The sequence below is a fragment of the Sphingomonas zeae genome (assembly GCF_014197135.1).
Classification (GTDB): domain Bacteria; phylum Pseudomonadota; class Alphaproteobacteria; order Sphingomonadales; family Sphingomonadaceae; genus Sphingomonas; species Sphingomonas zeae.
This window is the reverse complement of record NZ_JACIFA010000009.1, coordinates 107,420-129,320: the sequence shown is the minus strand read 5'-3', so window position 1 is coordinate 129,320 and position 21,901 is coordinate 107,420. Positions and strand designations below refer to the sequence as shown.

The following is a 21,901-nucleotide window of genomic DNA, read 5'->3' as shown; positions in this document are numbered from 1 at the left end:
TGCTTGACCGTCCCAGCGGCAACGCTGCCGCCTCTTTCCATCCTAGCAGAATTATTCAGAGGTCGAATTGAGTCCGGCTCTATCTCACGGTATCGTCGGACACGCATCGCTCTGCTTGGTCGCCCGGTGGAGGGCTGTAACGCGCTTGACTTGTGCGATGCTGCAGCCCGCTAGCGCCGCCGTTTTCGCTATGCTCATCCCTGCCTCACGAAGTGAGACAATGCGGCGATGATGGGCCAAGTCTGGTTTTCGACCGGTATAGCGTCCCTCCCGCTTGGCGATCGCTATGCCCTCCCGCTGCCGCTCGCGGCGCAGTTCGTAATCATCGCGAGCGGTCTGAAGCGCAACCCTCAACAACATGTCTTGAACGGCCTCTAGGACGATGCGCGTCACCCCGCCATTGTCCTCAGCAAGATCGGTAAGGTCCACAATTCCTGGTACGGCTAGCCTCGCTCCCTTGTCGCGGATAGCGGTGACGAGCCTCTCCGCCTCAGCCAACGGCAGGCGGCTGATCCGATCGATCTTTTCGGCGATAACGACTTCGCCCATTTGCAGGTCGGCTATCATGCGAAGCAACTCGGGCCGGTCAGGACGCGCGCCGGAAGCCTTCTCGCGATAAACAGCTGCGACATAATACCCCGCGGTACGCGAGGACACGACCATCGCCTCTTGGCGTTCAAGATCCTGCTCATCGGTGCTGACGCGCAGGTACACGCGAGCAGCGCGGACGGTCGTACTCATGTTGGCTCCGTTGGGTATACCCTTGTGAGCCAGTCATGCAGCAGTCGGCTCAGATCGGCAACTACCGGTCCTACGTAGCCTAGCTAAGCGAGCCGGGTCTAAGTAGCTGCTCCATCATCGATGAACGCTATATTGGTGATCGGCCGTGCATCGATCCCTGCCTCCACGCTGGTGTCCGACTTTGCTCTCCGGTATAAGGCCGTTGGGCGGGTAAGAGCAGCGGGTTTGGTGCAGATGGAAGCACAGAGGGTCAAGATCGTGGACGGTGGTAAGCTCGTGATCCCGGCGGCAATGCGCCGTGAGCTCGGGATCACCACGGGTGACACCGTTCTCGTCGATGTGGACGATGGCGAGCTGCGGGTACGTTCCGTGCCTAAGGCACTTGAGCGTGCTCGCGCGATCCTGCGTAGGTATGTGCCCGAAGGCGTCGGTTTGGCTGGCGAGCTGATCGCGGAGCGTCGGCGTGAGGCGGAGCGTGAGTAGCAAAGTCGTACTCGACGCCTCCGCCCTGCTCTGCCTTCTGAATGATGAACCCGGGGCGGATCGGGTAGTCGATGTCCTGACTCGCAGCATCATTGGAACAACCAACCTCGCGGAGGTCATTTCCAAGCTACGGGTCCGAGGACTGCCACTTGACGACGTGCGTGAGGCGCTTGGCGGGCTGCACCTCGATGTCCGGCCGCTTACTCCTGCCCAGGCGCTCATAGTAGGCGACCTTCGGCCAGCGACGATGGCGCTCGGCCTGTCCCTCGGCGAGCGGGCATGTCTTGCCTTGGCGATCGACTTGCAAGCTGAGATGTTTACGACAGACGGACCTCTGGCGAGCGCGGACGTTGGCATTACCATCACCAACGTGCGACCGCGGACGGTGTAGTCGCAAGTTCGTGCTTTTGGGTACGGTATGCTCAACCTACTGGGTCAGCAGACGCGTTCGCTATGGCGCAAGGACAGGCTCGCCGCGATCGCTGCCTGAGATATAAGCGGCCGATCCGTTGGGGAGACAGGACCATTGCCGGCGCTCACGCCTAACATCGAGAACCGCGTCCGAAAGCTACCCAAGCCCTCGAACGCTACGCAGAGCCTGCAGCCGCTATTTGAGGCCGTGAGCAATGCCATGTTCGCGATCGAGGATGAGTTTGACGATCGCGTGTCCGAAGGACGCATCGACATATCCGTTTCGCATCTAAGCGACCCGGCGAAGATCACCATTGAGGTCGCTGATGACGGGATCGGGCTCGATCAGGAGCGGTACGGAGCATTCTGTACCATCGATACAGATTTTAAGCGGAGCAAAGGCGGCAAGGGCGTGGGGCGCCTGTTCTGGTTAGACGCCTTCGACGGGATCACTATCGAAAGTGGGTATCGCGACGCCACAGAGGTTCAAGCGGCGGTCGTTCGAGTTCGTCCTCAATAATGCCGAGCAAGTTGTGCCGACGTACGAAGATAAGCCGGACTCGGCCGGGCACCACGGCACAAGGGTGCAGTTCCGCGGTCTCCGTACGAGAGAGTATGCTGACCCCTTCCCCAAACGAGCCGACACCTTCATGCGCTACTTCAGCGCGCACTTCATTGCGGACTTTTTGCTAGGTGGTGGTCCGACGATCCTCGTCGATGTGGACGGTGAGGTGACAGAATACCCGAAAGCGGTTTCTGACCTCGTCGTTGGCGAGCCGATGCAGGCAACGATCTTGAGCGACGAGTTCGGCGAGCTCCAAATCACCGGCTTCTTTTGCAAGCCTGAGGCGAGCACGGGTTTGGAGGGCCTTCATCAGCTGCACCTTCTGGCCAATGGACGTACCGTCGAGAGCCGAAAGGTTGACAACTTGCTTGGCGTCGAGCGTCTGGAGCGTGATGGCGAACAGGACCTCGCCTTCCATGGCTGCGTTTCGGGCGAGTACCTCGATCTACGGGTCAATGAGGGGCGAACAGCCTTCAACCTTACGGAGCGAACGCTCAAGCAGATCAGCCGGCAATGTATGGATGCCGTTCGATCGCAGATGATCCCAGACCAGGTGCGGCGCTACTTCGAAACGCGGAGGGAGCGGTACGAGTCCTTCGTCGAACGCTACCCCACTTACGGTTTTGACGATGACGATACACAGCTCGGCCGAGTGCCGCTTCATGCGGCGACGCCAGAGGAGTTCGCTTCTTTTCTCGTTAAGTTTCAGATCCGGCGGGACGAGGAGCGACAGGATGCGCTGCAAAGGCTCATTGATGCGCTTGACGCCGGAACCGTCCCCTTCAGTTTCGGCCAGACCGTCTCGGATGCAGCTCGCGAAATTCAGGCTTCGGAGCAGCTAGCCCTCGCGCAGCACGTCGTGCGCCGCAAGCTTGCTCTGGAGCTACTCGAAAAGCTCATCACTAGGATCAGAAGTCGCGATGGCAGTGCCGACGACTATCACCTGGAACGGACCCTTCACTCCTTCATTTGCCCGATGAACGTTCGTGGCGATGACGTGACTGAGCTGAAGAGCCGGGCGCACGAGCTCTGGATCGTCGATGAGCGGCTCGCCTTCACGCGCGCGTTCTCCTCTGACAAGCGCCTTGATGAAGTACTGGTTGAAGGCGGTACGGCCGATCGGCCAGATCTATTCCTATGGGACTTGGCTTACGGTCTGAGCTCCACTGATCCTGACCAGCCCGATGCGGTTGACCTATCGGAGCCGCTTCGCCGGGTTATGGTGGTCGAATTCAAGAAACCCGGTCGGCGAAACTATAGCGGTGCCAAGGACCAGATAGAGCAACAGATCACAAGGTATTTAGCCCAAATGCAGGGCGGAGAAATTGAGTCGTTCGGACGCTCACGCGTCAGGATAGCCAAGGATTGCATCTTCTATTGTTATGTTGTTGCTGACATTGTGGGGGACTTGACCCAGCAGCTATCGAGTTGGGACACGACTGCGAACGGCCAAGGTCGCATTAGGCCTCTGCGCGGCGCTTATAGTGGGCAGATAGAGGTCATTCAGTGGCAGGACTTAGTCAATGACGCTTGGATGCGGAACCGGTCGACACTGCACGCTGCTGGGCTGAGCCGAAAGAGACTGATGCCTATGAGCTCAGTATCTGCAAAGCCAGGGTCGGTTGATGACGATGATTTCGGTGATTGAGCGGAGGTCGAGGGCTGGCCTGCCGTCGTGTGCTCGATTGCGCCGAGCATCAGCAGATACGACCTAGGTAACCTGCTAGCGCAACCTGCATAGATCCAGCTGCGCGTTAGCCGCGGAACATCCACTCTTTCAGGTTCAAGTCTGCCCTTAAAGGTGCACGCTCCAGAGCGCGACGTCGTCCACTGATTCGGGAAAACCTACAGCTTCGGGTACGGTCGCGGCCATGACGAGTGTGGTAGTTTGGCGGCGGCGCGAGCTGATGGATCGAGGAAGCTTGATTGAAGCATGGGAGGGCGAGCCGCCGGAGTTTCCGGTCGAGCCGTGGATCCACGAGGGCGACATCTGGCTGGCCGCCGATAGCCGGATCAGCATGCCGACCGAGCATGGCCGCATCCCGACGACCGACGCCGCGATGAAGATTCTCCCGATCACGCTGCGGTTCTTCCAGGAGCACGAGGATGGCGGTCCCGGCATGACGCCAACCTACCACTCCGAAATCGCCTTCGCCTGGGCTGGTGACACTCAACCAGCGAGCGCGACGTATCAGCTGGCGACCTCGTATCTGAAGGCGATGCACGGCCCTGCGTTCGAGAAATTTCCGACGATCAGCGACATTGCCGACATGATCGGCCGTATCGGCGCGCGCTACGCCGGCGAAACGGAGCGGCGCTTCGAGGCATTCGTGGTTGGTCAAACCCCGCACCGCACGGGCAACCCGCCGGTGCAGGTCTTCAAATTCGGATGTGATGAGGCCGGACGCCTCTATGGTCCGCGCGAGATTGACCTTTCTCAGCCGGGGAGCTTCCATCTTCTGGGAAGTCATAAACCGGAGATCAGTGCGGCCATCGACGGGGGTTTCGGCGGCAGCATCGAGTATGTGCCGGCGCGGGCGATCAAGGCGGTGATCGCGGCGGACGCAGGAAGCGATATCGGCGGCTCGATCGCCTTGGCGCGTGTAAGTGGCGGTAGCGTCGAGCTTTATCCCGGTTGGCGCGATCCGGACGATGGTCTCCCCCGCCCCTACGCCGACGAAGCGATTGCCCGCATCGGCGAATGGCGGGCTGGCGGGATCTTCGGCTGATGACGATAGACGACGATGAGCCGATAGCCGACGATCACTCGCAGCTAGATGATCGCCAGAGCCTGGTGAATGTCGCACAGGCGAACCTGCCGCTCGCCGGGCTTGGCATCGATGACCAGGAGCGGATCGCCCGCTACATGGAGCGTGCGTCGTCGTCGGCGACGCTACGTGCGTACCGGTCAGACTGGGCGATTTTCGAACAATGGTGCGCGGCGCGAGCGCTGGTCACCCTTCCAGCGACGCCAGTCACCGTTGCGGCCTTCCTGACCGATCTCGCCGATCAGGGCCGCGCGCGCTCGACCATCGGCCGACGGCTCGCCGCGATCATCTTCGCCCACCGCGCGGCGGGGCACCCGCCGCCGACCGATCAGGTGAACGCCAACATCTTGGAGCGCGCGATGCGCGGCGTGCGTGCCGATAAGCGCGACCAGCCGGTCGCGAAGAAACGCGCTGCTGACGGCGATATCCTGCGTGACATGCTGCGCGCAATCGATGGCGACAGCGTCCGCAGCTTGCGCGACAGGGCACTGCTCGCAGTTGGCATGGGCGGGGCGTTCCGCCGCTCCGAGCTGGTGGCGATCCGTTTTTCGCAGGTGACCGAGCTGGCCGAGGGTCTGCGCATCCATGTGCCGCATGCCAAGGGCGACCAGCTTGGACGGGGCGCCGACGTGGTCATTCCCGATCGCCGGCGTATCGCACCAGTCGCCTTATATAAAGCCTGGATATCGGCGGCGCCGATCACGGATGGCTTCCTGTTCCGGAAATTGACCCCACAAGGGCGCCTGACCGAAAAGCCGATGAGCGATCGCGGCGTCGCACTGGTGGTCAAAGCGCGCGCGGCCGCCGCGGGCTACGACCCCGAACTGTTCTCAGGCCATTCGCTGCGCGCTGGGTTCCTCACCGAGGCGGGACGCCAAGGCGCGAACCTTTTCAAGATGAAGGACCACAGCCGCCACCGGTCGATCGAGACGGTCAGCGGCTATGTCCGCGATCACGAAGCGTTTCGCGACCACGCCGGCGACAAGTTCCTCTGAAGATCGCGCAACGTGGCGATCCGAGATCCGATCCGGTTTGAGGGCACGCTCTGCGTCCGTCCAGTCAGGGCGGGTCGCTCGGCCGCCGCTGCGCTTTAAGATAATCGACCGGACGTCTTTGTCTGGTACCTGTTTATCTCGCTTAATCGGTTTACGGGTTAATCGGGTTACTTGCGTCCTTATTCAGACCGGACACCTCTGCCTCGTCCGAGGAGATGCATCTGTCTCCTCCCGACCAGGCAGAGGTGTCCGGTCGGTCAGTCTTGTCTTCGGCCTATCAAGCGCTCATCTGCGAGCCTACGGAGACATCGGATGAGTGACAAGATCGAAAGCGAAGATGGCCAGCTGGAAGCGGCATCCGCGGCGAAAGCGCCTCGAAAGTCGGGTGCGGCCGCCAATAAATGGGGCGCAAAGGTGATCGCGCTCGGGTTCTGCATGTTGCCTTCGCTGCTGCTTCGCGCGCAGCGACGTCTCGGGCTCAACCCGACCCAGCTTGCCGTTTTGATCCAGCTCGCCGATTTCTGGTGGGATGCCGGCCGTAAGCCCTTTCCGAAGAAGGCCGATCTTGCACTGCGCCTCAACCTCAGCGAGCGCCAGGTGCAGCGCTACATCGCGGAACTGGAGGAGGCGGGCTTCGTGCGCCGGATCGAACGCCGTGCGTCGCACCGTGGCAAGATCTCGAACGAATATGATCTTCAGGGACTGGTCGACAAGCTGGCCGAGATCGAGCCGGACTTCCGTGAGGCAGCCGAAGAAGCGCGTGCCAAGCGGCAGGCCGTCGCCCGCCCTGGCATGCGGCGCCGCCGACCAGCGGCGGCTCCGGCGGATGCGGAGGCCTGAGTGACGAAGGGCCTGAACAAGAAGGTGCTGTGCTTCATCGACGAGTCCGGGACCGCCGGCAGCGGCCCCTTTCAGCTCGGCGCGCTTTTCGTCCTCGCTCGGGAAGCCGGGCGTCTCGACAAGGCGTTCAGCGACCTGCTGCCGGCGGATGCAAACGAGGTCCATGCCGTGAAAATGGCGAACGGCTATCTTCAAGGACTGCTCGATCGCCTGCGTGCTGGCGCCGACCTCGATCGGGTGGTGATGATCAACCAACATTTTCAGGGGCGGCAGGGGGCCCCGCCGGTCGTCTATGCACAAGCGGTCGTCGAGACGGTGAAGATCGGCATGAAGCGGTTTCGTTCAGTGCTCGGGCGCGACAGCGTCGGCAACGTCGATGTCATCACCGACGTCAATCAGCATAACGATCACCCTGATTTTGATGCCGAGATGGAGCGGGCGCGCAAGGACGACGGTCGCTTCAGAGGCGTCAATCGGGTCGTCCGCCTTGATTCCGGGGCCTCCCGGCTGCTTCAGCTTGCCGATGTCGTGGCCTATGCGCGGCGCTGGATCGTGGATGGTGAGATGAACGCGCAGGGCTTGCGTGAAAAGTACGGGATCGATCTGCTCTGATACGAAAAGAGCCGCCCCGAAGGGCGGCTCAGAAACGTGTCAGGGAGAATGGTGGCCGGCAACCAGGGTTTGAGACCCTGGGTAGCCACAGCGCTCATCCAACACGGGGCCGGAATAAGTCGCTTTGCAGGTCTCCCTGCCCGCTCCATGTACGCGCTCGCCATGCCGGATACAAGTACCAGTGGTCACGCGTGTCCCGTACGGGAGCCGGCGACAACCTGTACCGGGTAGTCGTTAACGCCTTGTACTTGGAAGGCGGCGCCGCTTCTCCTCCCTTGCTGCCAGATCGGCCTGACCGCGGGTACGGCGACGCTAGGCAAAGCCGACGGCCTGTACCGCACTGCGACCGTGACAACCACCCGATCTCAAGGGAGCCAATCTGCCCGCCGCTACGTCCGCCTGTTTGCTGAATGACAGTTTCGCGGGATCGGTTCGCTACCGTTCGTTTCCCGCGGGCCGGCTGTTCTGCTGGAACGACGCGTCCCAACATGGATTACGGAACTTCTGGCGGCGAATCGCTCCATCCTGCAGGGTCGACACATGGAAATATCACCCGCTGGATACGACAAGACAGATGCCAGCGAAACCGCCACGGATAGCCCCGCGCGCTCTGACCGACCATCGCCTGTCGACCAATTGAGCGAACGGCAGCTCTCCTACCTCCGTCTCGTTTACCAGCATCGAAGTTCGAAGGAGATCGCGATGTTAACCGGGGCAAGTCCCCGCGCTGTCGATAAGCAATTGTTGAAGGCTAACAATTTGCTGGGCACCACGAGCCGGATCGACGCCGCCCGGATCGTCGCGGAGCACGATGCAGGGGTAGAGGCTTTGCCCCCTGCAATCGTCCTACCTAGCGATGAGCACGTCTTTCCTCTCCCACCGCCGTTGCCGACCGCAGGGGCGGCAGCGAACATGCTCACCTGGAAGCAGGCGGCGATCTGGAGTGCGATCATTGCGATCCTCACTCCAATCGGCCTGACCGTCGCGGGTATGGTGATGCTGACGCTGACGTTCCTGCTCGGCCTCAAGGTACGGTAGCGGCGCTGCGGCGCCCAAGGAGACGTAATGCAGGCACTCGAGAATACTGGTCGCATCGTGGCGGATGAACTTCGCAAGGCGGAGCGATCGATCAACCTGGCGGCGCGCGACACCGCCCAGTTCCTCTTGACGACGCTCGATGCGACGGAGGTTCATCGGCTCTCGCCGGCGATGGCGCAGCGAACCGTCAAAGCGACGGTAGCTGCGCTCGCTGCTCTGGTCGAAGGTCAGGATCAGATGGCGATGCGGGCTCACCCCTTCACGGAGCGGGTCGGCCGTCATCTCGGCCTGAACGAGACGAGCTGGGGAGAAAATCTCCCAAAGCCGCCGATGAACGCCGAAATCGAATCACCGGTCGAAGTGGCCACTGCCTGAAGCGAACCCGCGTATGAAAGTGGAAGTTCTACTCGCCTTACTGTTCAATGCGATAATGGCAGTGGTTCTTCTGTTCGCTCTCGTACGCGGCGGGAGGCCTGAGCGACTGGGTGTTTTAATAAACTTGGCGGGCTTCGCTCTCACGACCGGTCTGCGCGTTTATTCTACCAAGGTCGCTTGGGATCCCGGGCACTTTCCAACGTTGGTTGTGGACCTGGGAGTCGCCTGCGGCTTCTTTTGGTTAGGTGTGACGACTATCCGTTTCTGGCCGATCTGGGCAGCCGGCTTCGCGCTGGGCGGCCTGTTTATGAGCCTGTGCGGAGCGTTACTGCCCGGCATTCCACTCTTCGCCTATCACACAGGTCTCGGTATCTACGCCTATCTCGCGCTTGGCGCGCTTGCGCTGGGAACGATGCGATTGCCGCGTGATGCTGCGCCCTATCTGAAAAATGGATCGCGACGATCATGGCTTCAGCATCAGCGGGCGACGAACTGATCGACGTCATCGTCCGTCTTCCGCGTAAGGCCGTCGAGGAAAGCCTGCTATCTGCCGCCGCTGCCGGGGGCACGATCGCGGACCTGCGCCTTGGCGAAGCTAAGGCGATTTTGGCCGGGCGCCGTCGACGCACCCGCTGCTTTTCCGGGGCGCGCTTCCTCGATCCCAGCTGGGATATGATCCTTGAGCTCTATGTAGCGCAGGGCGAGCACCGTGACATCGCGGTGTCGCAACTCTGCTCCCTCAGCGGGGCGTCAATGACCACTGCGCTCAGGCATATCGAGCAGCTTGAAGCGGTCGGCTATATAGAGCGCATCCCCGACCCGGCAGATCGGCGCCGAGCGAACGTGTCGATGCTTCCACGGCTGAGGAATGCCGCAGAGGAGTGGCTCGATCTCCAGATCGCATCGTCCCGCGCGACCGGATAGCCGGCGATGAGAGACGCGTTAGTGAGCCACTTAGGAGACCCTATGGCGCTTGCAGCAGTAGCAGGAACGCGCGACCTGCCCGAGCAACGACTGTGAACTGCGGCGCCAACCTGTTACAGCGGCTCGTATGAATCTGCGCGAACTCCATGTCGAAACGACCCTCCGCGTGGCTCCCAGCATCGGGCGCGCGGTCGGTCCGCAAAAACACGAACTTCACTCCGATAGTGCGCTGTTCCGAGCGTTTTCCCTCGGTGGCACTCCCGCCCTTCGTGTTTTCGCGGACCTTCGCGAGCGGGCTTTCGTGCTTTTGCGGACCCGGGATTGGGCGGCATGACGGGCACCTCTCCCACGCAGGGCGACCTCTTCGTCCTCGACAGTCCGCTCCTCACCGAGGTTCGCGGTGAGCACTCACTCATGGCCTATCCCTTCTTTTCGCTGTCGAAGACTGCGCTGAAGCGCTCCTTAGTCTATAAGACTGACAGTGTTTCCATAGAGATCGGCCCTGGTCCCAGCGGTGTTGCCACAATCTATGACAAGGAGATCCTACTGTATATCGCGAGCTTGCTTGTCTCGAAGATGGATGCAGGCGAGCGCGTGGCCCAGGAGTTCTACTTTACGGCCCACGACCTCTTCCGAGTGACGGGGGTCAGCGGTTCTGCACGCTCCTATACACGCCTCTCTGATGCGTTAGGACGGCTTCAGGGTACGCAGATCAAGACGAACATCGAAGCCGGTGGCGAAGGCCAGACGGGCTTCTTCTCGTGGCTGTCCGAGGCGCAACTCCAATATACGAAGACACGGACCGGTGAACCACGTCTCAAGGGCGTGAAAGTCCGCCTTTGTGACTGGCTATACCGTGCGATCCTGCGCGATCGCCGGGTCCTCGAATATTCGCCGGACTATTTCCAGCTTGGTCCAGTCGAACGACGACTTTACGAAGTCGCGCGCTCCACCTGTATCGATGGTCCCGTGCAGATCGGATTGAACGATTTGCGCCTTCAGCTTGGCTATCAGAACACGCTGAAGCATTTTCGCCACGTTCTGCGTGGCATCGCGGACCTGGACTCGATTCCTGACTACCGGGTTTTGCTCAACGAAGCAGATGCTCCTGCAGTGGACGCCCCGAAACGCAGGGTCGCGGCCCCTTCCCTGGTCACGTTGACGCCGAAAAAGGCCCTTCTGTCGGCCGAGCAGACGACCAGCGACGCGATTCGCGACTGATTCGCGGACCGGTCCGCGAGAACACGAACGAGCGTCCCTCAAAGCACGAACTTTCGTCCGTCAAAGCACGAAGTAGCGTCCTCCAAAACACGAATGGACGTCCGTCAAAGCACGAACGGACTCCGCGTCGGTCCGTCAAAGCACGAACTTTTTCTCGCTTCGGTCCGCGAAAGCACGAGTCGTGCCCGCTTCCGAACCCCTGATTGGGCTGGCATCGTCCCTTAATGTTCTCCGCGGCCGCTCGGCGGCCAGCGTGAGACCGAACAGAAAGGGTGGCCGTGAGCACATAAACGAATGCCCGGCACGAAGGCCGGGCACCCAGAAATCGCAACGTGGCAGCGTCGCCAAACGCTGACCGGTCACTCAGAGATCTTCCACGTACCGGTTTCCGAGCCTCGGTTCAAGGGAGCGCGCTTCGCGCCACGCCTCTGTTTTGCCTGCTGACGGCCCCTCGAACGAGGGGACGAACGATGACCTATACCCAGAATGCCTTTACGGGGGGAACGGGAGCCCGACCGATCACGGCCTTCTCCCGCCAGATCGCACGCGCGCTCGAGACTAGGATTGTCGATGCGCCGACGACGGTCGACCGGAAAGCGGTGTTCGCCGTCGTCAAGCGCTCAGCAGCGGCGCTAGGCGTTGGGATCGGTGCGCTACAGACGCTCGAACACCTCATCAGCTACACCCATGCCGATGATTGGAAGGAAGGGCGCACGCCGATCGCCTGGCCAAGCAACCTCACGCTCGCTGAGGACGCCGGCAAGACGGTCAGTGCGATCAAAGCCCGTCTCCGGCAGCTCAGAGCGCTCGGACTGATCCTCGCGCGCGACAGCGCTCATGGACGGCGCACAGGCCGCCGTGATCATACGGGTGCAATCTCAACCGCCTTTGGTGTCGACCTCTCGCCGCTTCGCATCCGCTTCGAGGAGCTTCGCGAGCGCGCCGATGCCTATTCGGCACAATCTCGGCTCTTCAAGGAGGGTCGGCAGGAGATTGCCCGCGTTAGCCGGATTGTTGGTCAGGCACTCGCGCAAGCAGCCGATATGCGGTTGACGGGCCCGCGGTGGTTTGCCCTCCAGGAAGCCATCGATAGCGTGGCTGAAGCTGCAGCGCAGGCGCGTTCCGTGCGTGACAGTGATCTCTATCGGGCTGCACTCAGCCGTTTGCCGCACGTCGAGCAACTCGTTGCCACGACCATCGACGAATGTATGTTTCCTGAAGATAATGATGGGTCAGGGTCAAAAAATGAGCCCTTCATACATATACAAACCAGCCCTCACCCCATCAAAGATGTACGGGCTGAGCGAGCTTGTAGTTCTGATCCAATCGGTTCCGCTCCACCTCCAGCCGACCTCTCGGCGTCACCGTCGAACAGTCGCTTCAACACTCGTCCAGCAGAGTTGATGGAGATGTTCCCGACCACCGCGATGTACGTCGGCAACAGCAGACCCGCGTGGTCCGATATTCATCGGGCCGCCTCTCGGCTGCGCAACGATCTCGGGATCCGCATCGGGGTCTATGTGGACGCCTTGGAAAAGCTTGGGCCGGATGCCGCAGCGGTGGCGATCATGATTACCGCCGAACGCCATTCGCGGTCGGAAATTCGGCTGACGCCAGGCGCATATTTCACGGGAATGATCGGCAAGGCAAAGCGCGACGAACTCGATCTTGCAAAGAGCCTGTGGGGATTCCGGACCGAACGAATGGCAGCACACTGACAAACCTGACTTGGCGTCCAATAACGTCCTGTGGTAAACGTGGACTATGTCTCGACACGGATCCATTCAGATTTTCACCTGCACCTGCGGTCCCAAAGGCGGGCGATGAGGTGGCTGGCGCTGATCGTCGGTGCAGGGGTGCTTGCCGTACTTGCATGGTGGCACGGCGGTTTGAGCCATGCGATTGGCGCGCCGTTTTCGGGAAACGCCCGATGCGATGAGCCGTTTTGCGAGGCTGTCCAGAGTCTCGCGTCGACGATCCTGCGTCCGCCGCTTCCGCTGGGTATCGATGGACGATTGCCGCCGCCCGATGTGAGAGGCTCGATCGACGCTCGCATCACGCAAGGGAACATTGGGAGGACGATCTGTCGACCGGGATATTCCCGATCGATGCGCCCCTCCTACGGTGTCACCGGTCCCCTGAAGCGGCGGATGATGCAGGCGCAATATCCAGACGGACGATTGGCCGACTATGAGCTTGATCACCTCATTCCGATTTCTCTAGGCGGCGCACCATTCGATGCCGGCAATCTCTGGCTTCAACCGCGCCGCGGACAAGCGAATGCGGATGACAAGAATGCACTCGCCTTCGTTCTGTGGCGGCTCGTGTGCGAGCACCGGCTTCCGCTAGCAACCGCGCAACGAGCCATCAGTCGCGACTGGCTGGCGGCGTACGAGACCTACGCAACACCTCAGAACGTCACGAAATACCATTTCCAGCCGCGCGCGCTGACAAAGAGCGACTGATCGCGCGACCCCGCCTGTTCAATTGAGTGAGTCACTGGAGAAGAGCATCATGCCCCAGAATATCGCTGAATTCCGCATCATCGGGCGTGTCGGCAAGATCAACAGGCGAGAAAAGGTCACGTTCGTGAACGTTGCAGCAAATTACAACCGACGTGATGGCGACGAATGGAAGCAGGATACCCTATGGAATAGCGTCGTGTGTTTCTCGAACCTGACCAACCAACTGGAGGTTGCCGGCGTCGGTGATCTTGTCCATATCACAGGACGCGTGCGCGAGGGGCAGCATGGCGACACCAATGATACAGGCTACCGAACAGAGCTCATCGCCGACACCTTTTCGGTTCTGGCCAAAAGTACCGGCGAACAGGTGTGAGGCTCTGGCCAAGCGATCGGCTGGCGGTCGTCACGCCCTTTCAAACTCGGTATGCCGGGATCGGCAGATCATTCGCCGCATTTTCTCCTTTCGTTCTCGGTGCGCATGATTCAGAATCGTCGCATGCCGATCCGTCCGGAACATCGCTGGCTTTATCCGATCGACTGGCCCGAGATCAGCCGGATCGTACGCTTCGAACGTGCAAGTGGTCGTTGCGAACATTGCGGACGGCCGCATGGCCGACACGTTGCTCAGCTCAAGGATGCGAAAGGGGTCTGGTGGGACGCAGACGGGCGTTCCTGGCGGGATGGACGCGGCCGCGTGTTGCGACGGCCTCCCGCTTTTGTTGCTCTAGACGCGATCTGCATCACGCGCAGACCGGTCTACCTGGCCACAGCGCATCTCAATCACGATCCGAGTTTCAGCGGTCCGCGTTGGCGAAACCTCGCCGCCCTCTGTCCGCGCTGCCACATGATCCACGATGCGCCAGAACATCGTCGCCGTCGGTGGTGGAACGCCTTTCGACGCCGCGCGCTCGGCGACCTCTTCACAGGACGTTACGGTTAGCTAGCCGCCCAAGGGCGTTCATGCGGCGACGCCGCGCGCGCACGAGATCAGTTCCTTTCAGTCTTTGGCTCTTCGCTCGCCGTCCAGAGGCGAGGGCGACGATGACCCTGCGGTTCGAAGTTACCGGAGTGTCAGGAAATGATCGCAGTCCAGCACGATGCCGGAGCTCGGCCGATGCCTAGACTGCCGCTCGACGCTGAAGTCCGCGCAAAGACGATCGTCGAGCGCCTTGGCGGGGTATGGCGCGGCACCCGTGGCGAATGCCGATGCCCAGCACATGACGATGTGTCGCCCAGCCTCTCGGTCAGGCTTGGCGATAGCGCCATCCTGTTCCACTGCTTCGCCGGGTGCACCACCGCCGAGGTGCTCAAGGCGCTGCAGCGGCAACGCCTTCATGATCGCGCGCCGCTCGACATGCCTGCCAAGGAACCGCGGCGCGACATGAGTGCGCTTGCGGTTCGATTGTGGCACGCGAGCAAGCCGGTCGTCGGAACGCTGGCCGAGACGTATTTGCGCGCCCGCGGACTGACCGGACCCTATCCGCGAAGCTTACGGTTCAATCCGAAGACCGTGCTTGGCTCTGGCTCCGACAAGCGGGTCATGCCCGCATTGATCGCAGCCGTAGAAAGTGACCTGGGCGTGATCGCGGTGCAGCGGACCTTCCTCGATCCGGTCGACATCCTTCACAAGCCAATCCCGAAGCCCAAAGTTGCGCTCGGACTCCTAGGTACCGGCGCCATCAGGCTTGCACCCGCGACGGACGAACTTGGTCTCGCCGAAGGCATTGAGGACGCACTGTCTGCGATGCACTGGTTCGGTACGCCGACCTGGGCGCTGGGCGGCGTGGAACGGCTCGCATTCGTCGCTATCCCCGAAAAAGTGCGCAGGATCATCGTCTATGCCGATCGCGGGCCGGCGGCAGCGCGGCTCCTTGAGAAGGCACGCGAGCACCTGTCCCGTCACCGCCGTGAACTTGTGGCACATGTGCCCGATGTTCACAACGACTGGAACGATGCCTGGCGCGCCAAGCGCGTTAGAGACTCATTCGCCCGACGATGACGCAGGACGAGGGACCGATTGCCGCAGAGCGGCACTGCGCGGTCGCTCGCAATTAACGGCGGGGTGATGCATCGTCGGAAGATGGCGCGGCTTCGCTCGCCGCCCCATCCCCGTCCCTCTCTCACGGGCAGAGCAGGATTTTGCCGCTTCGTCCGACACGGGCATCGTGCGTGAGCGCAAGACCGATTTCCGCCAGGGGGTAGCGGGCAGCGATCGAGATCGCGGCACGGCCGACCCGTATCTCGTCAAATACAACAGACATCAATTCGTCGAGCTGCGCTCTCGATATGGCATGAACGATATCCCGCAGTCTGAAGTATTGTGCTGTGGTGGCGCCCGTCCCGGCCAGCGGCTTCCCTGACATCAAACCATAATGCAGCATCTGGCCGCCCGGCACGACCGCGGCCGCCAGATCGCATCCCGCGCGGCCGCCAACCGCGTCCATGGCTCCATTGAGCCTGGGCATTGGCGTATCGCTCCAGACCACCTCAGCAGGTTCGCAGCGGAGGCTTTCGGCCGCCGACTGCGAGCGCACGATGGCAACCGCGTGCGCCCTCGTCGATGCGATCATGCGGATCAGGATGCGACCGATTGCCGACGCGGCGGCGGTGATTCCGACCGCGTCTCCTGGCTGCGGGGCCATCCTACGCACCATCAGTAGGGCGGTCAGGGGATTGATATAGGCGGTCGCGGCCTCGTCATCGTCGACATCGTCCGGCACCAGGATGCACCAGTCGGCCGGCAGGACCTTCAACGTCTGCCAGCATCCCGCACTGCCCAAGGGTAACACGCGCCGACCGATTAGCCCGGGATCGACATTGTCGCCGACCTCTTCGATCGTTCCCGTCCCCTCATAGCCTGGCACGAACGGAAGCGACGTTCGCGCAGCATAGGCACCGGCAACGGGGATCAGGTCGGATGGATTGATCGGCGTTGCCGTCATGCGCACGAGAACCTCGCCGTACGCTACCGGCGGTCTGCCGAGCGGTTCGCACGCGAGCACCTCCATCGGAATGCCAAAGCGATGCGCGATCATTCGCAGCGGTGGCTGCGTCACAAGCTTCTTCCTTGTATTGTGTAGGCGCCCACACCGTTGCCTTCGCGGCACCTATCATACTCCTGGCTCGGGCGAGCGACAGCGTGCGCGGTTCGAGGACCGGTGTTAGGATGGTCGAAATCGGACGATTTTGATCATCCTATCACCAGATCCCGGTTCGCTGGATCGCATGCTGGTATGCTGCATCGAGCTATCGAGTCCAAAATCCCCTTCCGCACCGGCTGCCGACGCCGCTCTTACAAAAAGCCGTTCTCATCGTATCGGCCCGCCTTGCGCAGCTGTCGGACGATGCCATTGAATGCAGCGGTTACGCCCTGTGCCCGGCCGATCTCGTTCTCCTGTGCCGCAGCATCCCAGTATAACGACAGCGGCCAGGGCTCCGGACAATGCGGCAGCAGACATCGCAACGCGAGCCGTACCTCGATGCCATCGACGCGTCCTTCCGAACAGCGCGCGACGCCCGCGCGGAGGATATGGACGGAGAGCGCGATCACGACTCGCTGGTGACGTGGCAAGCTCGCCATCGGATCAATGAAAGTCGTGCGACTTGAAGCGCACGACCTGTTCCGGATCCCTGCCGTCGGCATGCGGCGGCCAATAGCAGTCGCGCGGTTCTGGCTTCCACCGGTCGGCGTCATGACCGGGTTCTCCGCGATCGGGAGATCCTGGATGCTGCGCGGCGTCTCCGCGACCGGTCCGAGGCGGGAACGACATGTCGCCGACCTTCATCAGCAGGTCCCCGTACTCGACGATCCGATCGCAGATCACGTGGATCACCTCGCCTTCGCGCTGCACGCGCCCTTTCAACCCGACCATCGACGCCGACATCACTGTGCGATGCTGCGCCTCGAAACGATCCGGCCACAGGATCCCGTTGGCGATGCCGGTTTCATCCTCGATGGTGATGAACAGCACGCCTTTGGCGCTGCCCGGCTTCTGCCGGACAAGGATGATGCCCGCCACCTCGACGTGGCGGCCATCACGGATGGTGCTCAGGTCGGCACAAGAGCGCACGCCTTGTCGGGACAGCTCGTCGCGCACGAAGCTTAGGGGATGTGCGCGAAGCGACAGTTGCAGATTGCGATAGTCCTCGATGACCTCGCGCCCGTCGGTGAGTGGGCGCAGCGCTACCGCAGGCTCGATACCCTCGACGCTGCCGGCAACAGCCGCACGATCGGCGGCCGCGAAGAGGGGCAGCGGCGCCTCCCCCAGCCCCCTCACCTTCCACAGCCCTTGCCGCCGATCGGCGCCGAACGCGTGGAAGGCGTCGCCGTCGGCCAGCTTCTCGATCGAGGCGCGTTGCGCCCCCGATCGGCGCCAGACGTCCTCCACGCTGTCGTACGAGGCGGTTGCCCGAGCTGCGACGATCTTGGCCCCATCGGCGTTGGACAAACCGCGGATCACCCTCAGTCCGAGCCGGACGGCCAGATATCGGCTCCCGGTCGGCTCCAGCGTACAGTCCCAGCGGCTCGCATTGACGCAAGGCGGCCGAACCTCGACGCCGTGCTCGCGCGCGTCGCGCACGATCTGAGCCGGCGCGTAAAAGCCCATCGGCTGCGCGTTCATCAAGCTGGCGCAAAAAACGTCCGGATGATGATGCTTCATCCACGACGACGCATAGGAGATCTTGGCAAAGCTCGCGGCATGGCTCTCAGGAAAGCCGTAGGAACCGAAGCCCTCGAGCTGACGAAAGGTACGCTCCGCGAAGTCCCGTGGATACCCTCGGGCAACCATGCCTTCCACCAGTTTCTCGCTGAAATGGCTGACACCGCCGGTGAACTTGAACGTCGCCATCGCACGGCGCAGCGCGTCCGCCTCAGCCGGCGTGAACCCGGCGCCGACGATCGCAACCTTCATGGCTTGTTCCTGAAAGAGTGGAACGCCAAGCGTCTTTTCGAGAACGGCGCGCAGCTCAGGGCGTGGATACTCGGGGCGCTCAAGACCCTCCCGTCGGCGGAGATAGGGATGGACCATATCGCCCTGGATCGGCCCGGGCCTTACGATCGCGACCTGGATGACCAGATCGTAGAAGCGCCGCGGCTTCATGCGCGGCAGCATGCTCATCTGGGCGCGGCTCTCGATCTGGAATGTCCCGAGCGTATCGGCCTTCTGGATCATGGCGTAGACGCCCGGATCGTCGTCCTGCAGATCCTTCAGCTCCACATGCAGGCCCTTGTCCGCCTCGAGCATGTCAAAGGCGCGGTTCATGCAACCGAGCATGCCGAGCCCAAGCACGTCGACCTTCATGAACTTGAGGCTGTCGATATCGTCCTTGTCCCATTCGATGATCTGGCGGTCCTCCATCGCCGCTGGTTCGATGGGAACGAGGTCGTCGAGACGATCATGGGTCAGGACGAAACCGCCTGGATGCTGGCTCATGTGACGCGGTACACCGATCAGCTTGCGCGCAAGATCGAGTGTGAGACGCAGCCGGCGATCACCGATGTCGAGGTTGAGCTCGTCGACCTGCTTCTCGCCGACCCCTTCGGCGGACCACCCCCAGACCAGGCCTGCCAAGGAGGAGGTGAGATCCTCGGGCAAGCCCATCGCCTTGCCGACATCGCGTACCGCGCCGCGCGCCCGGTAACGAGTGACGACCGCGGTCAGCGCTGCCCTGTCACGCCCATAGGTTTCGTAGATCCACTGGATGATCTCCTCGCGCCGTTCATGCTCAAAATCGATGTCGATATCGGGGGGCTCGCGCCGTTCGCCCGATACGAAGCGTTCGAAGAGCAGTTCATGCTTGATCGGATCGATCGACGTGACCCCGAGCACGAAGCAGACGCACGAATTGGCAGCCGAGCCGCGCCCTTGGCACAGGATCCCACGCCGGCGGGCCTCACGCACGATCGAATGGACCGTCAGGAAGTAGGGCGCATAGCCGAGTTCGCCGATCAGCCGCAGCTCGTGTGCGATCTGGTCGCGATAGGACTTGGGCACGTTTCCGTCGAACATGCCCTCGACCGCTTCGGTCGCGAGTTGCTCGAGCGCCTGTTGTGCAGTCAGTCCCTCAATGACCCGCTCGTGCGGATATTGATATGCCAGTTCGCCGAGGTCGAAGGTGCACATCCGGGCGATGTCGACGCTCGCCTGCAACGCGTCCGGATAATCCTGGAACCTGCGTACCATTTCGTCGGGCGATTTGAGCGCGCGATCGGCGTTGACCTCGCGTCGATAGCCCAGTTCGTCGACGGAGCACTTCTCTCGGACGGCGGTGACGACATCCTGCAGCAGCCGCGCTTCCGGAGCGTGATAAAGGACGTCGCCGGTGACGACCGCGCGTATGCCCGCACCACCTGCCTGTCGCGCGAGCGCGTCGATGCGAACCGCATCACCTGGCCGACGCCGCTGGAACAGCGCCATATAACCCCGCTGCCCGAAGACCGCCTTGAGGTCGGCCAGCGCCTCAAGGTTCTCCTCGTCCGCCTCGTGCGGTAACAGGATCGCGATGACGGCGTCGGACCATGGCGCAAGATCATGCCAGTGCAGCAGACATGCGCCCTTCCCTGCCCGCTTCTTGCCGACCGTCAGGAGCCGCGTGATCCGCGACCAAGCTGGTCGATCCGTCGGATAGAGCAGGAGGCGTCGGCCGCAGGACAGATCGACCCGGGTGCCCGCAATCAGGCGAACGCCGGTCGCTTTCTGCGCCTCCCAGGCCCGGACCACGCCGGCCACGGTCCCGATATCGCTTACCCCGATCGCGGGATATCCGAGCAATGCTGCGGCAGAGAATAATTCCTCGGCAGACGATGCACCGCGCAATAGCGAGAAATGCGTGAGGACCTGCAACTCGACGTAATGGGTCATCCAAAGACCCCATGCATCCACCACGACAGATCGCCGGTGTTGTCCTCGAAGCCGTCGCCGCGCCGGAATACCCAGAACCGGCCGCCCTCCTCATCCTCGACCCGGTAATAGTCACGGATCGCCCAGACCTCGGCGTCACGCCGCCACCATTCGCCATGCACCCGTTCGGGACCATCGCCGGCGACGATCCGATGCACGCGCCCTCGCCATTCGAAGCGGCGCGGAGGTTGGTCCGGCATCAGCGCGATGACCCGGCCGAGGGGTTCGGGTCGAGCAAAGAGCCGGATGGGCCGCTTCCATGCCGGCCATGCGCCCGGCAGAGCGATGGGGTCGGATCGGATCACGGCGCGCTCGGGCACGTGGCTTTCGCGTGGGGCTGCGCGGTAGACGGCCTGGGCACCGATCCGGCCCGCGATCACGTCGACGAGGCGCGCTGGATCGCGCTTCTGTCGGTCGTCGACCAGCACGGCGCCCAGATCCACCGCGTCAAGCGGTTCGGTGTGCGGCGCTACGAGCCGAAACTGCTCGAAACCCAAGCCCGGATCGATCCGCTCGATCCTGAGCTTCAGCAGGCGAAGCAAGTGGGAAACTTCTCGCGTGGGTCGCGAAGTCCCCACGCCGACGATCTGTTCGGATCCATCGACCCGCAGGCCGGCGAACCGCAGCGACCGCGCGCCCAGCCCTCGCGCTTGCAGAACACGGGCAAGATCCCGCAGCAGATCGCCCATCACCTGCTCAATCGCCTCAGCGGTACCGATCGGCTCGAGCAACCGGCATTCAACGCCAGGAACCTCGGCATCCTCGCGGGGCGTGATCGGCTCCGCTACGGCACCCAACGCCTGATCGAGCCGAACGATCGCTGGCAGCCCGAGGCGCCTGGCGAGTGGTCCCCGAGCCACGGGCAGGAGATCTGCAATCGTATCGAAGCCGAAGCGTCGACACGCACGGAGCGCGGAGGGCGCAAGCCGCAAGGCGGCAACCGGCAGCGGCGCTAATGCATCCGCGGTCGCGCCCGAGGGTGCCCGTATGATCTCGCCGCGTCCGTATCTTGCCAGGGCATGCGCCGCTCCACCCGTATCGGCGACCGCGATCCGTGCGGAGAAGCCCGCCCGTCGGCAGAAGGCATGAAGACGGCGGCAGAACAGCTCCTCGCCGCCATGCAGATGCGCGCAACCGGAAAGATCGATCCAGATCCCGTCGTTCGGCGTCGCCGCTGCGACCGGCGACCAGCGTCGTACGGCGAGCAAGGCCAGGCGATCGAGCAACGCGCTATCCGCCTCCGGATCAGCCGGGCGGACGTCGAGGTCCGATACGAGCGCGCGTGCGTGGGTCGCCGCCATGCCCGGATACACGCCCAGGGCGCGCGCCCCATCGCACGCGGCGACGATGTCTTCTCGCCGCCCGACCTTGCCTACCAACGCCAGCGGCGCGTGCCCCAGCAATGGGAGGGGATGGGGCGATGTCGGAGCAGCCTGCACCATGGCCTTAAACGGATGGCTGGCCGCCTCCGACCGGCGACCGAGTTCGCGTACGGGGGGACGCGCATGCGTTGGAAGCGCTGCGATCTGTGCCTCAACAACAGCCCGCGTCGGCAGCCCTT

22 protein-coding genes are annotated in these 21,901 nt (G+C 62.5%); 17 read left to right on the top strand and 5 right to left on the bottom strand.

The window, feature by feature from the left end; genetic code table 11:
* Positions 1 to 84: 84 nt before the first annotated feature.
* On the bottom strand, positions 85 to 741 hold the full coding sequence (locus tag GGR45_RS13960; RefSeq protein WP_018251285.1) for a recombinase family protein: 657 nt from the start codon (positions 739 to 741) through the stop codon (positions 85 to 87).
* A 234-nt stretch (positions 742 to 975) separates the two neighbouring features.
* Between GGR45_RS13960 and GGR45_RS13955 the strand changes: the two genes are divergently transcribed.
* From GGR45_RS13955 to GGR45_RS13875, 17 genes are all read left to right on the top strand, one after another.
* Positions 976 to 1,224 carry an AbrB/MazE/SpoVT family DNA-binding domain-containing protein gene (locus GGR45_RS13955; protein ID WP_043061538.1) on the top strand — a complete coding sequence of 83 codons (249 nt, stop codon included), beginning with the start codon at positions 976 to 978 and terminating at the stop codon, positions 1,222 to 1,224.
* Positions 1,205 to 1,615, top strand: a complete 411-nt coding sequence (locus GGR45_RS20030; protein ID WP_353653269.1) for a type II toxin-antitoxin system VapC family toxin — start codon at positions 1,205 to 1,207, stop codon at positions 1,613 to 1,615. Before GGR45_RS13955 ends, GGR45_RS20030 begins: the two co-directional genes overlap by 20 nt.
* Before the next feature lie 228 nt (positions 1,616 to 1,843).
* Positions 1,844 to 2,155 carry an ATP-binding protein gene (locus tag GGR45_RS13950; protein ID WP_183988989.1) on the top strand — a complete coding sequence of 104 codons (312 nt, stop codon included), beginning with the start codon at positions 1,844 to 1,846 and terminating at the stop codon, positions 2,153 to 2,155.
* Between the two features lie 130 nt (positions 2,156 to 2,285).
* Positions 2,286 to 3,848: a hypothetical protein gene (locus GGR45_RS13945; protein WP_175312626.1), complete on the top strand. Its 1,563-nt coding sequence runs from the start codon at positions 2,286 to 2,288 to the stop codon at positions 3,846 to 3,848.
* A gap of 223 nt (positions 3,849 to 4,071) precedes the next feature.
* Positions 4,072 to 4,929, top strand: a complete 858-nt coding sequence (locus GGR45_RS13940) for a hypothetical protein (protein ID WP_147035409.1) — start codon at positions 4,072 to 4,074, stop codon at positions 4,927 to 4,929.
* Entirely contained in the window at positions 4,929 to 5,963 is a 1,035-nt protein-coding gene (locus GGR45_RS13935; protein ID WP_082049422.1) for a site-specific integrase, read from the top strand. The genes GGR45_RS13940 and GGR45_RS13935 overlap by 1 nt, the downstream gene beginning before the upstream one ends.
* 312 nt (positions 5,964 to 6,275) lie before the next feature.
* Entirely contained in the window at positions 6,276 to 6,803 is a 528-nt protein-coding gene (locus GGR45_RS13930; protein WP_043061524.1) for a helix-turn-helix domain-containing protein, read from the top strand.
* Positions 6,804 to 7,415 carry a DUF3800 domain-containing protein gene (locus GGR45_RS13925; protein WP_043061525.1) on the top strand — a complete coding sequence of 204 codons (612 nt, stop codon included), beginning with the start codon at positions 6,804 to 6,806 and terminating at the stop codon, positions 7,413 to 7,415.
* Between the two features lie 540 nt (positions 7,416 to 7,955).
* On the top strand, positions 7,956 to 8,453 hold the full coding sequence (locus tag GGR45_RS13920; RefSeq protein ID WP_082049410.1) for a helix-turn-helix domain-containing protein: 498 nt from the start codon (positions 7,956 to 7,958) through the stop codon (positions 8,451 to 8,453).
* Between the two features lie 27 nt (positions 8,454 to 8,480).
* Positions 8,481 to 8,828 carry a hypothetical protein gene (locus GGR45_RS13915; protein WP_043061526.1) on the top strand — a complete coding sequence of 116 codons (348 nt, stop codon included), beginning with the start codon at positions 8,481 to 8,483 and terminating at the stop codon, positions 8,826 to 8,828.
* 13 nt (positions 8,829 to 8,841) lie between these two features.
* The gene (locus tag GGR45_RS13910; protein ID WP_082049413.1) at positions 8,842 to 9,324 is read left to right on the top strand and encodes a hypothetical protein; all 483 of its coding nucleotides are present in this window, start codon (positions 8,842 to 8,844) and stop codon (positions 9,322 to 9,324) included.
* Entirely contained in the window at positions 9,294 to 9,752 is a 459-nt protein-coding gene (locus GGR45_RS13905) for a MarR family winged helix-turn-helix transcriptional regulator (protein ID WP_061781136.1), read from the top strand. The genes GGR45_RS13910 and GGR45_RS13905 overlap by 31 nt, the downstream gene beginning before the upstream one ends.
* A gap of 330 nt (positions 9,753 to 10,082) precedes the next feature.
* On the top strand, positions 10,083 to 10,973 hold the full coding sequence (locus tag GGR45_RS13900; protein WP_043061531.1) for a replication initiator protein A: 891 nt from the start codon (positions 10,083 to 10,085) through the stop codon (positions 10,971 to 10,973).
* 470 nt (positions 10,974 to 11,443) lie between these two features.
* On the top strand, positions 11,444 to 12,691 hold the full coding sequence (gene repC / locus GGR45_RS13895; protein WP_082049419.1) for a plasmid replication protein RepC: 1,248 nt from the start codon (positions 11,444 to 11,446) through the stop codon (positions 12,689 to 12,691).
* A 105-nt stretch (positions 12,692 to 12,796) separates the two neighbouring features.
* Positions 12,797 to 13,438, top strand: coding sequence for a hypothetical protein (locus GGR45_RS13890; RefSeq protein ID WP_240456353.1), 642 nt, complete (start codon positions 12,797 to 12,799; stop codon positions 13,436 to 13,438).
* 49 nt (positions 13,439 to 13,487) lie between these two features.
* Positions 13,488 to 13,811 (top strand): single-stranded DNA-binding protein, encoded by a 324-nt coding sequence (locus tag GGR45_RS13885; RefSeq protein WP_043061535.1) that lies wholly within the window; start codon positions 13,488 to 13,490, stop codon positions 13,809 to 13,811.
* Between the two features lie 705 nt (positions 13,812 to 14,516).
* On the top strand, positions 14,517 to 15,437 hold the full coding sequence (locus tag GGR45_RS13875; RefSeq protein WP_240456351.1) for a DUF7146 domain-containing protein: 921 nt from the start codon (positions 14,517 to 14,519) through the stop codon (positions 15,435 to 15,437).
* Positions 15,438 to 15,558: 121 nt separating this feature from the next.
* Here GGR45_RS13875 and GGR45_RS13870 read toward each other — a convergent pair whose 3' ends face one another.
* The 4 genes from GGR45_RS13870 to GGR45_RS13855 all read right to left on the bottom strand — a co-directional run bounded on the left by GGR45_RS13870 (position 15,559) and on the right by GGR45_RS13855 (position 21,782).
* Positions 15,559 to 16,494: a zinc-dependent alcohol dehydrogenase family protein gene (locus tag GGR45_RS13870; RefSeq protein ID WP_133178099.1), complete on the bottom strand. Its 936-nt coding sequence runs from the start codon at positions 16,492 to 16,494 to the stop codon at positions 15,559 to 15,561.
* Between the two features lie 236 nt (positions 16,495 to 16,730).
* Positions 16,731 to 16,988 (bottom strand): hypothetical protein, encoded by a 258-nt coding sequence (locus GGR45_RS13865; RefSeq protein WP_241768967.1) that lies wholly within the window; start codon positions 16,986 to 16,988, stop codon positions 16,731 to 16,733.
* 34 nt (positions 16,989 to 17,022) lie between these two features.
* Positions 17,023 to 20,301 (bottom strand): error-prone DNA polymerase, encoded by a 3,279-nt coding sequence (locus tag GGR45_RS13860; protein ID WP_116462973.1) that lies wholly within the window; start codon positions 20,299 to 20,301, stop codon positions 17,023 to 17,025.
* Positions 20,298 to 21,782: a Y-family DNA polymerase gene (locus GGR45_RS13855; RefSeq protein WP_082049190.1), complete on the bottom strand. Its 1,485-nt coding sequence runs from the start codon at positions 21,780 to 21,782 to the stop codon at positions 20,298 to 20,300. Before GGR45_RS13855 ends, GGR45_RS13860 begins: the two co-directional genes overlap by 4 nt.
* Between the last annotated feature and the right edge of the window lie 119 nt (positions 21,783 to 21,901).

What these genes read in the sequence shown, in the direction of transcription:
- GGR45_RS13915 (WP_043061526.1), top strand. Translation starts at nt 8,481, where the DNA reads ATGCAGGCACTCGAGAATACTGGTCGCATCGTGGCGGATGAACTTCGC.
- GGR45_RS13905 (WP_061781136.1), top strand. Translation starts at nt 9,294, where the DNA reads ATGGCTTCAGCATCAGCGGGCGACGAACTGATCGACGTCATCGTCCGT.
- GGR45_RS13940 (WP_147035409.1), top strand. Translation starts at nt 4,072, where the DNA reads ATGACGAGTGTGGTAGTTTGGCGGCGGCGCGAGCTGATGGATCGAGGA.
- GGR45_RS13890 (WP_240456353.1), top strand. Translation starts at nt 12,797, where the DNA reads ATGAGGTGGCTGGCGCTGATCGTCGGTGCAGGGGTGCTTGCCGTACTT.
- GGR45_RS13960 (WP_018251285.1), bottom strand. Translation starts at nt 741, where the DNA reads ATGAGTACGACCGTCCGCGCTGCTCGCGTGTACCTGCGCGTCAGCACC.
- GGR45_RS13860 (WP_116462973.1), bottom strand. Translation starts at nt 20,301, where the DNA reads ATGACCCATTACGTCGAGTTGCAGGTCCTCACGCATTTCTCGCTATTG.
- GGR45_RS13885 (WP_043061535.1), top strand. Translation starts at nt 13,488, where the DNA reads ATGCCCCAGAATATCGCTGAATTCCGCATCATCGGGCGTGTCGGCAAG.
- GGR45_RS13945 (WP_175312626.1), top strand. Translation starts at nt 2,286, where the DNA reads ATGCGCTACTTCAGCGCGCACTTCATTGCGGACTTTTTGCTAGGTGGT.
- GGR45_RS13935 (WP_082049422.1), top strand. Translation starts at nt 4,929, where the DNA reads ATGACGATAGACGACGATGAGCCGATAGCCGACGATCACTCGCAGCTA.
- repC (WP_082049419.1), top strand. Translation starts at nt 11,444, where the DNA reads ATGACCTATACCCAGAATGCCTTTACGGGGGGAACGGGAGCCCGACCG.
- GGR45_RS13930 (WP_043061524.1), top strand. Translation starts at nt 6,276, where the DNA reads ATGAGTGACAAGATCGAAAGCGAAGATGGCCAGCTGGAAGCGGCATCC.
- GGR45_RS13855 (WP_082049190.1), bottom strand. Translation starts at nt 21,782, where the DNA reads ATGGTGCAGGCTGCTCCGACATCGCCCCATCCCCTCCCATTGCTGGGG.
- GGR45_RS13875 (WP_240456351.1), top strand. Translation starts at nt 14,517, where the DNA reads ATGATCGCAGTCCAGCACGATGCCGGAGCTCGGCCGATGCCTAGACTG.
- GGR45_RS13910 (WP_082049413.1), top strand. Translation starts at nt 8,842, where the DNA reads ATGAAAGTGGAAGTTCTACTCGCCTTACTGTTCAATGCGATAATGGCA.
- GGR45_RS13900 (WP_043061531.1), top strand. Translation starts at nt 10,083, where the DNA reads ATGACGGGCACCTCTCCCACGCAGGGCGACCTCTTCGTCCTCGACAGT.
- GGR45_RS13920 (WP_082049410.1), top strand. Translation starts at nt 7,956, where the DNA reads ATGGAAATATCACCCGCTGGATACGACAAGACAGATGCCAGCGAAACC.
- GGR45_RS13955 (WP_043061538.1), top strand. Translation starts at nt 976, where the DNA reads ATGGAAGCACAGAGGGTCAAGATCGTGGACGGTGGTAAGCTCGTGATC.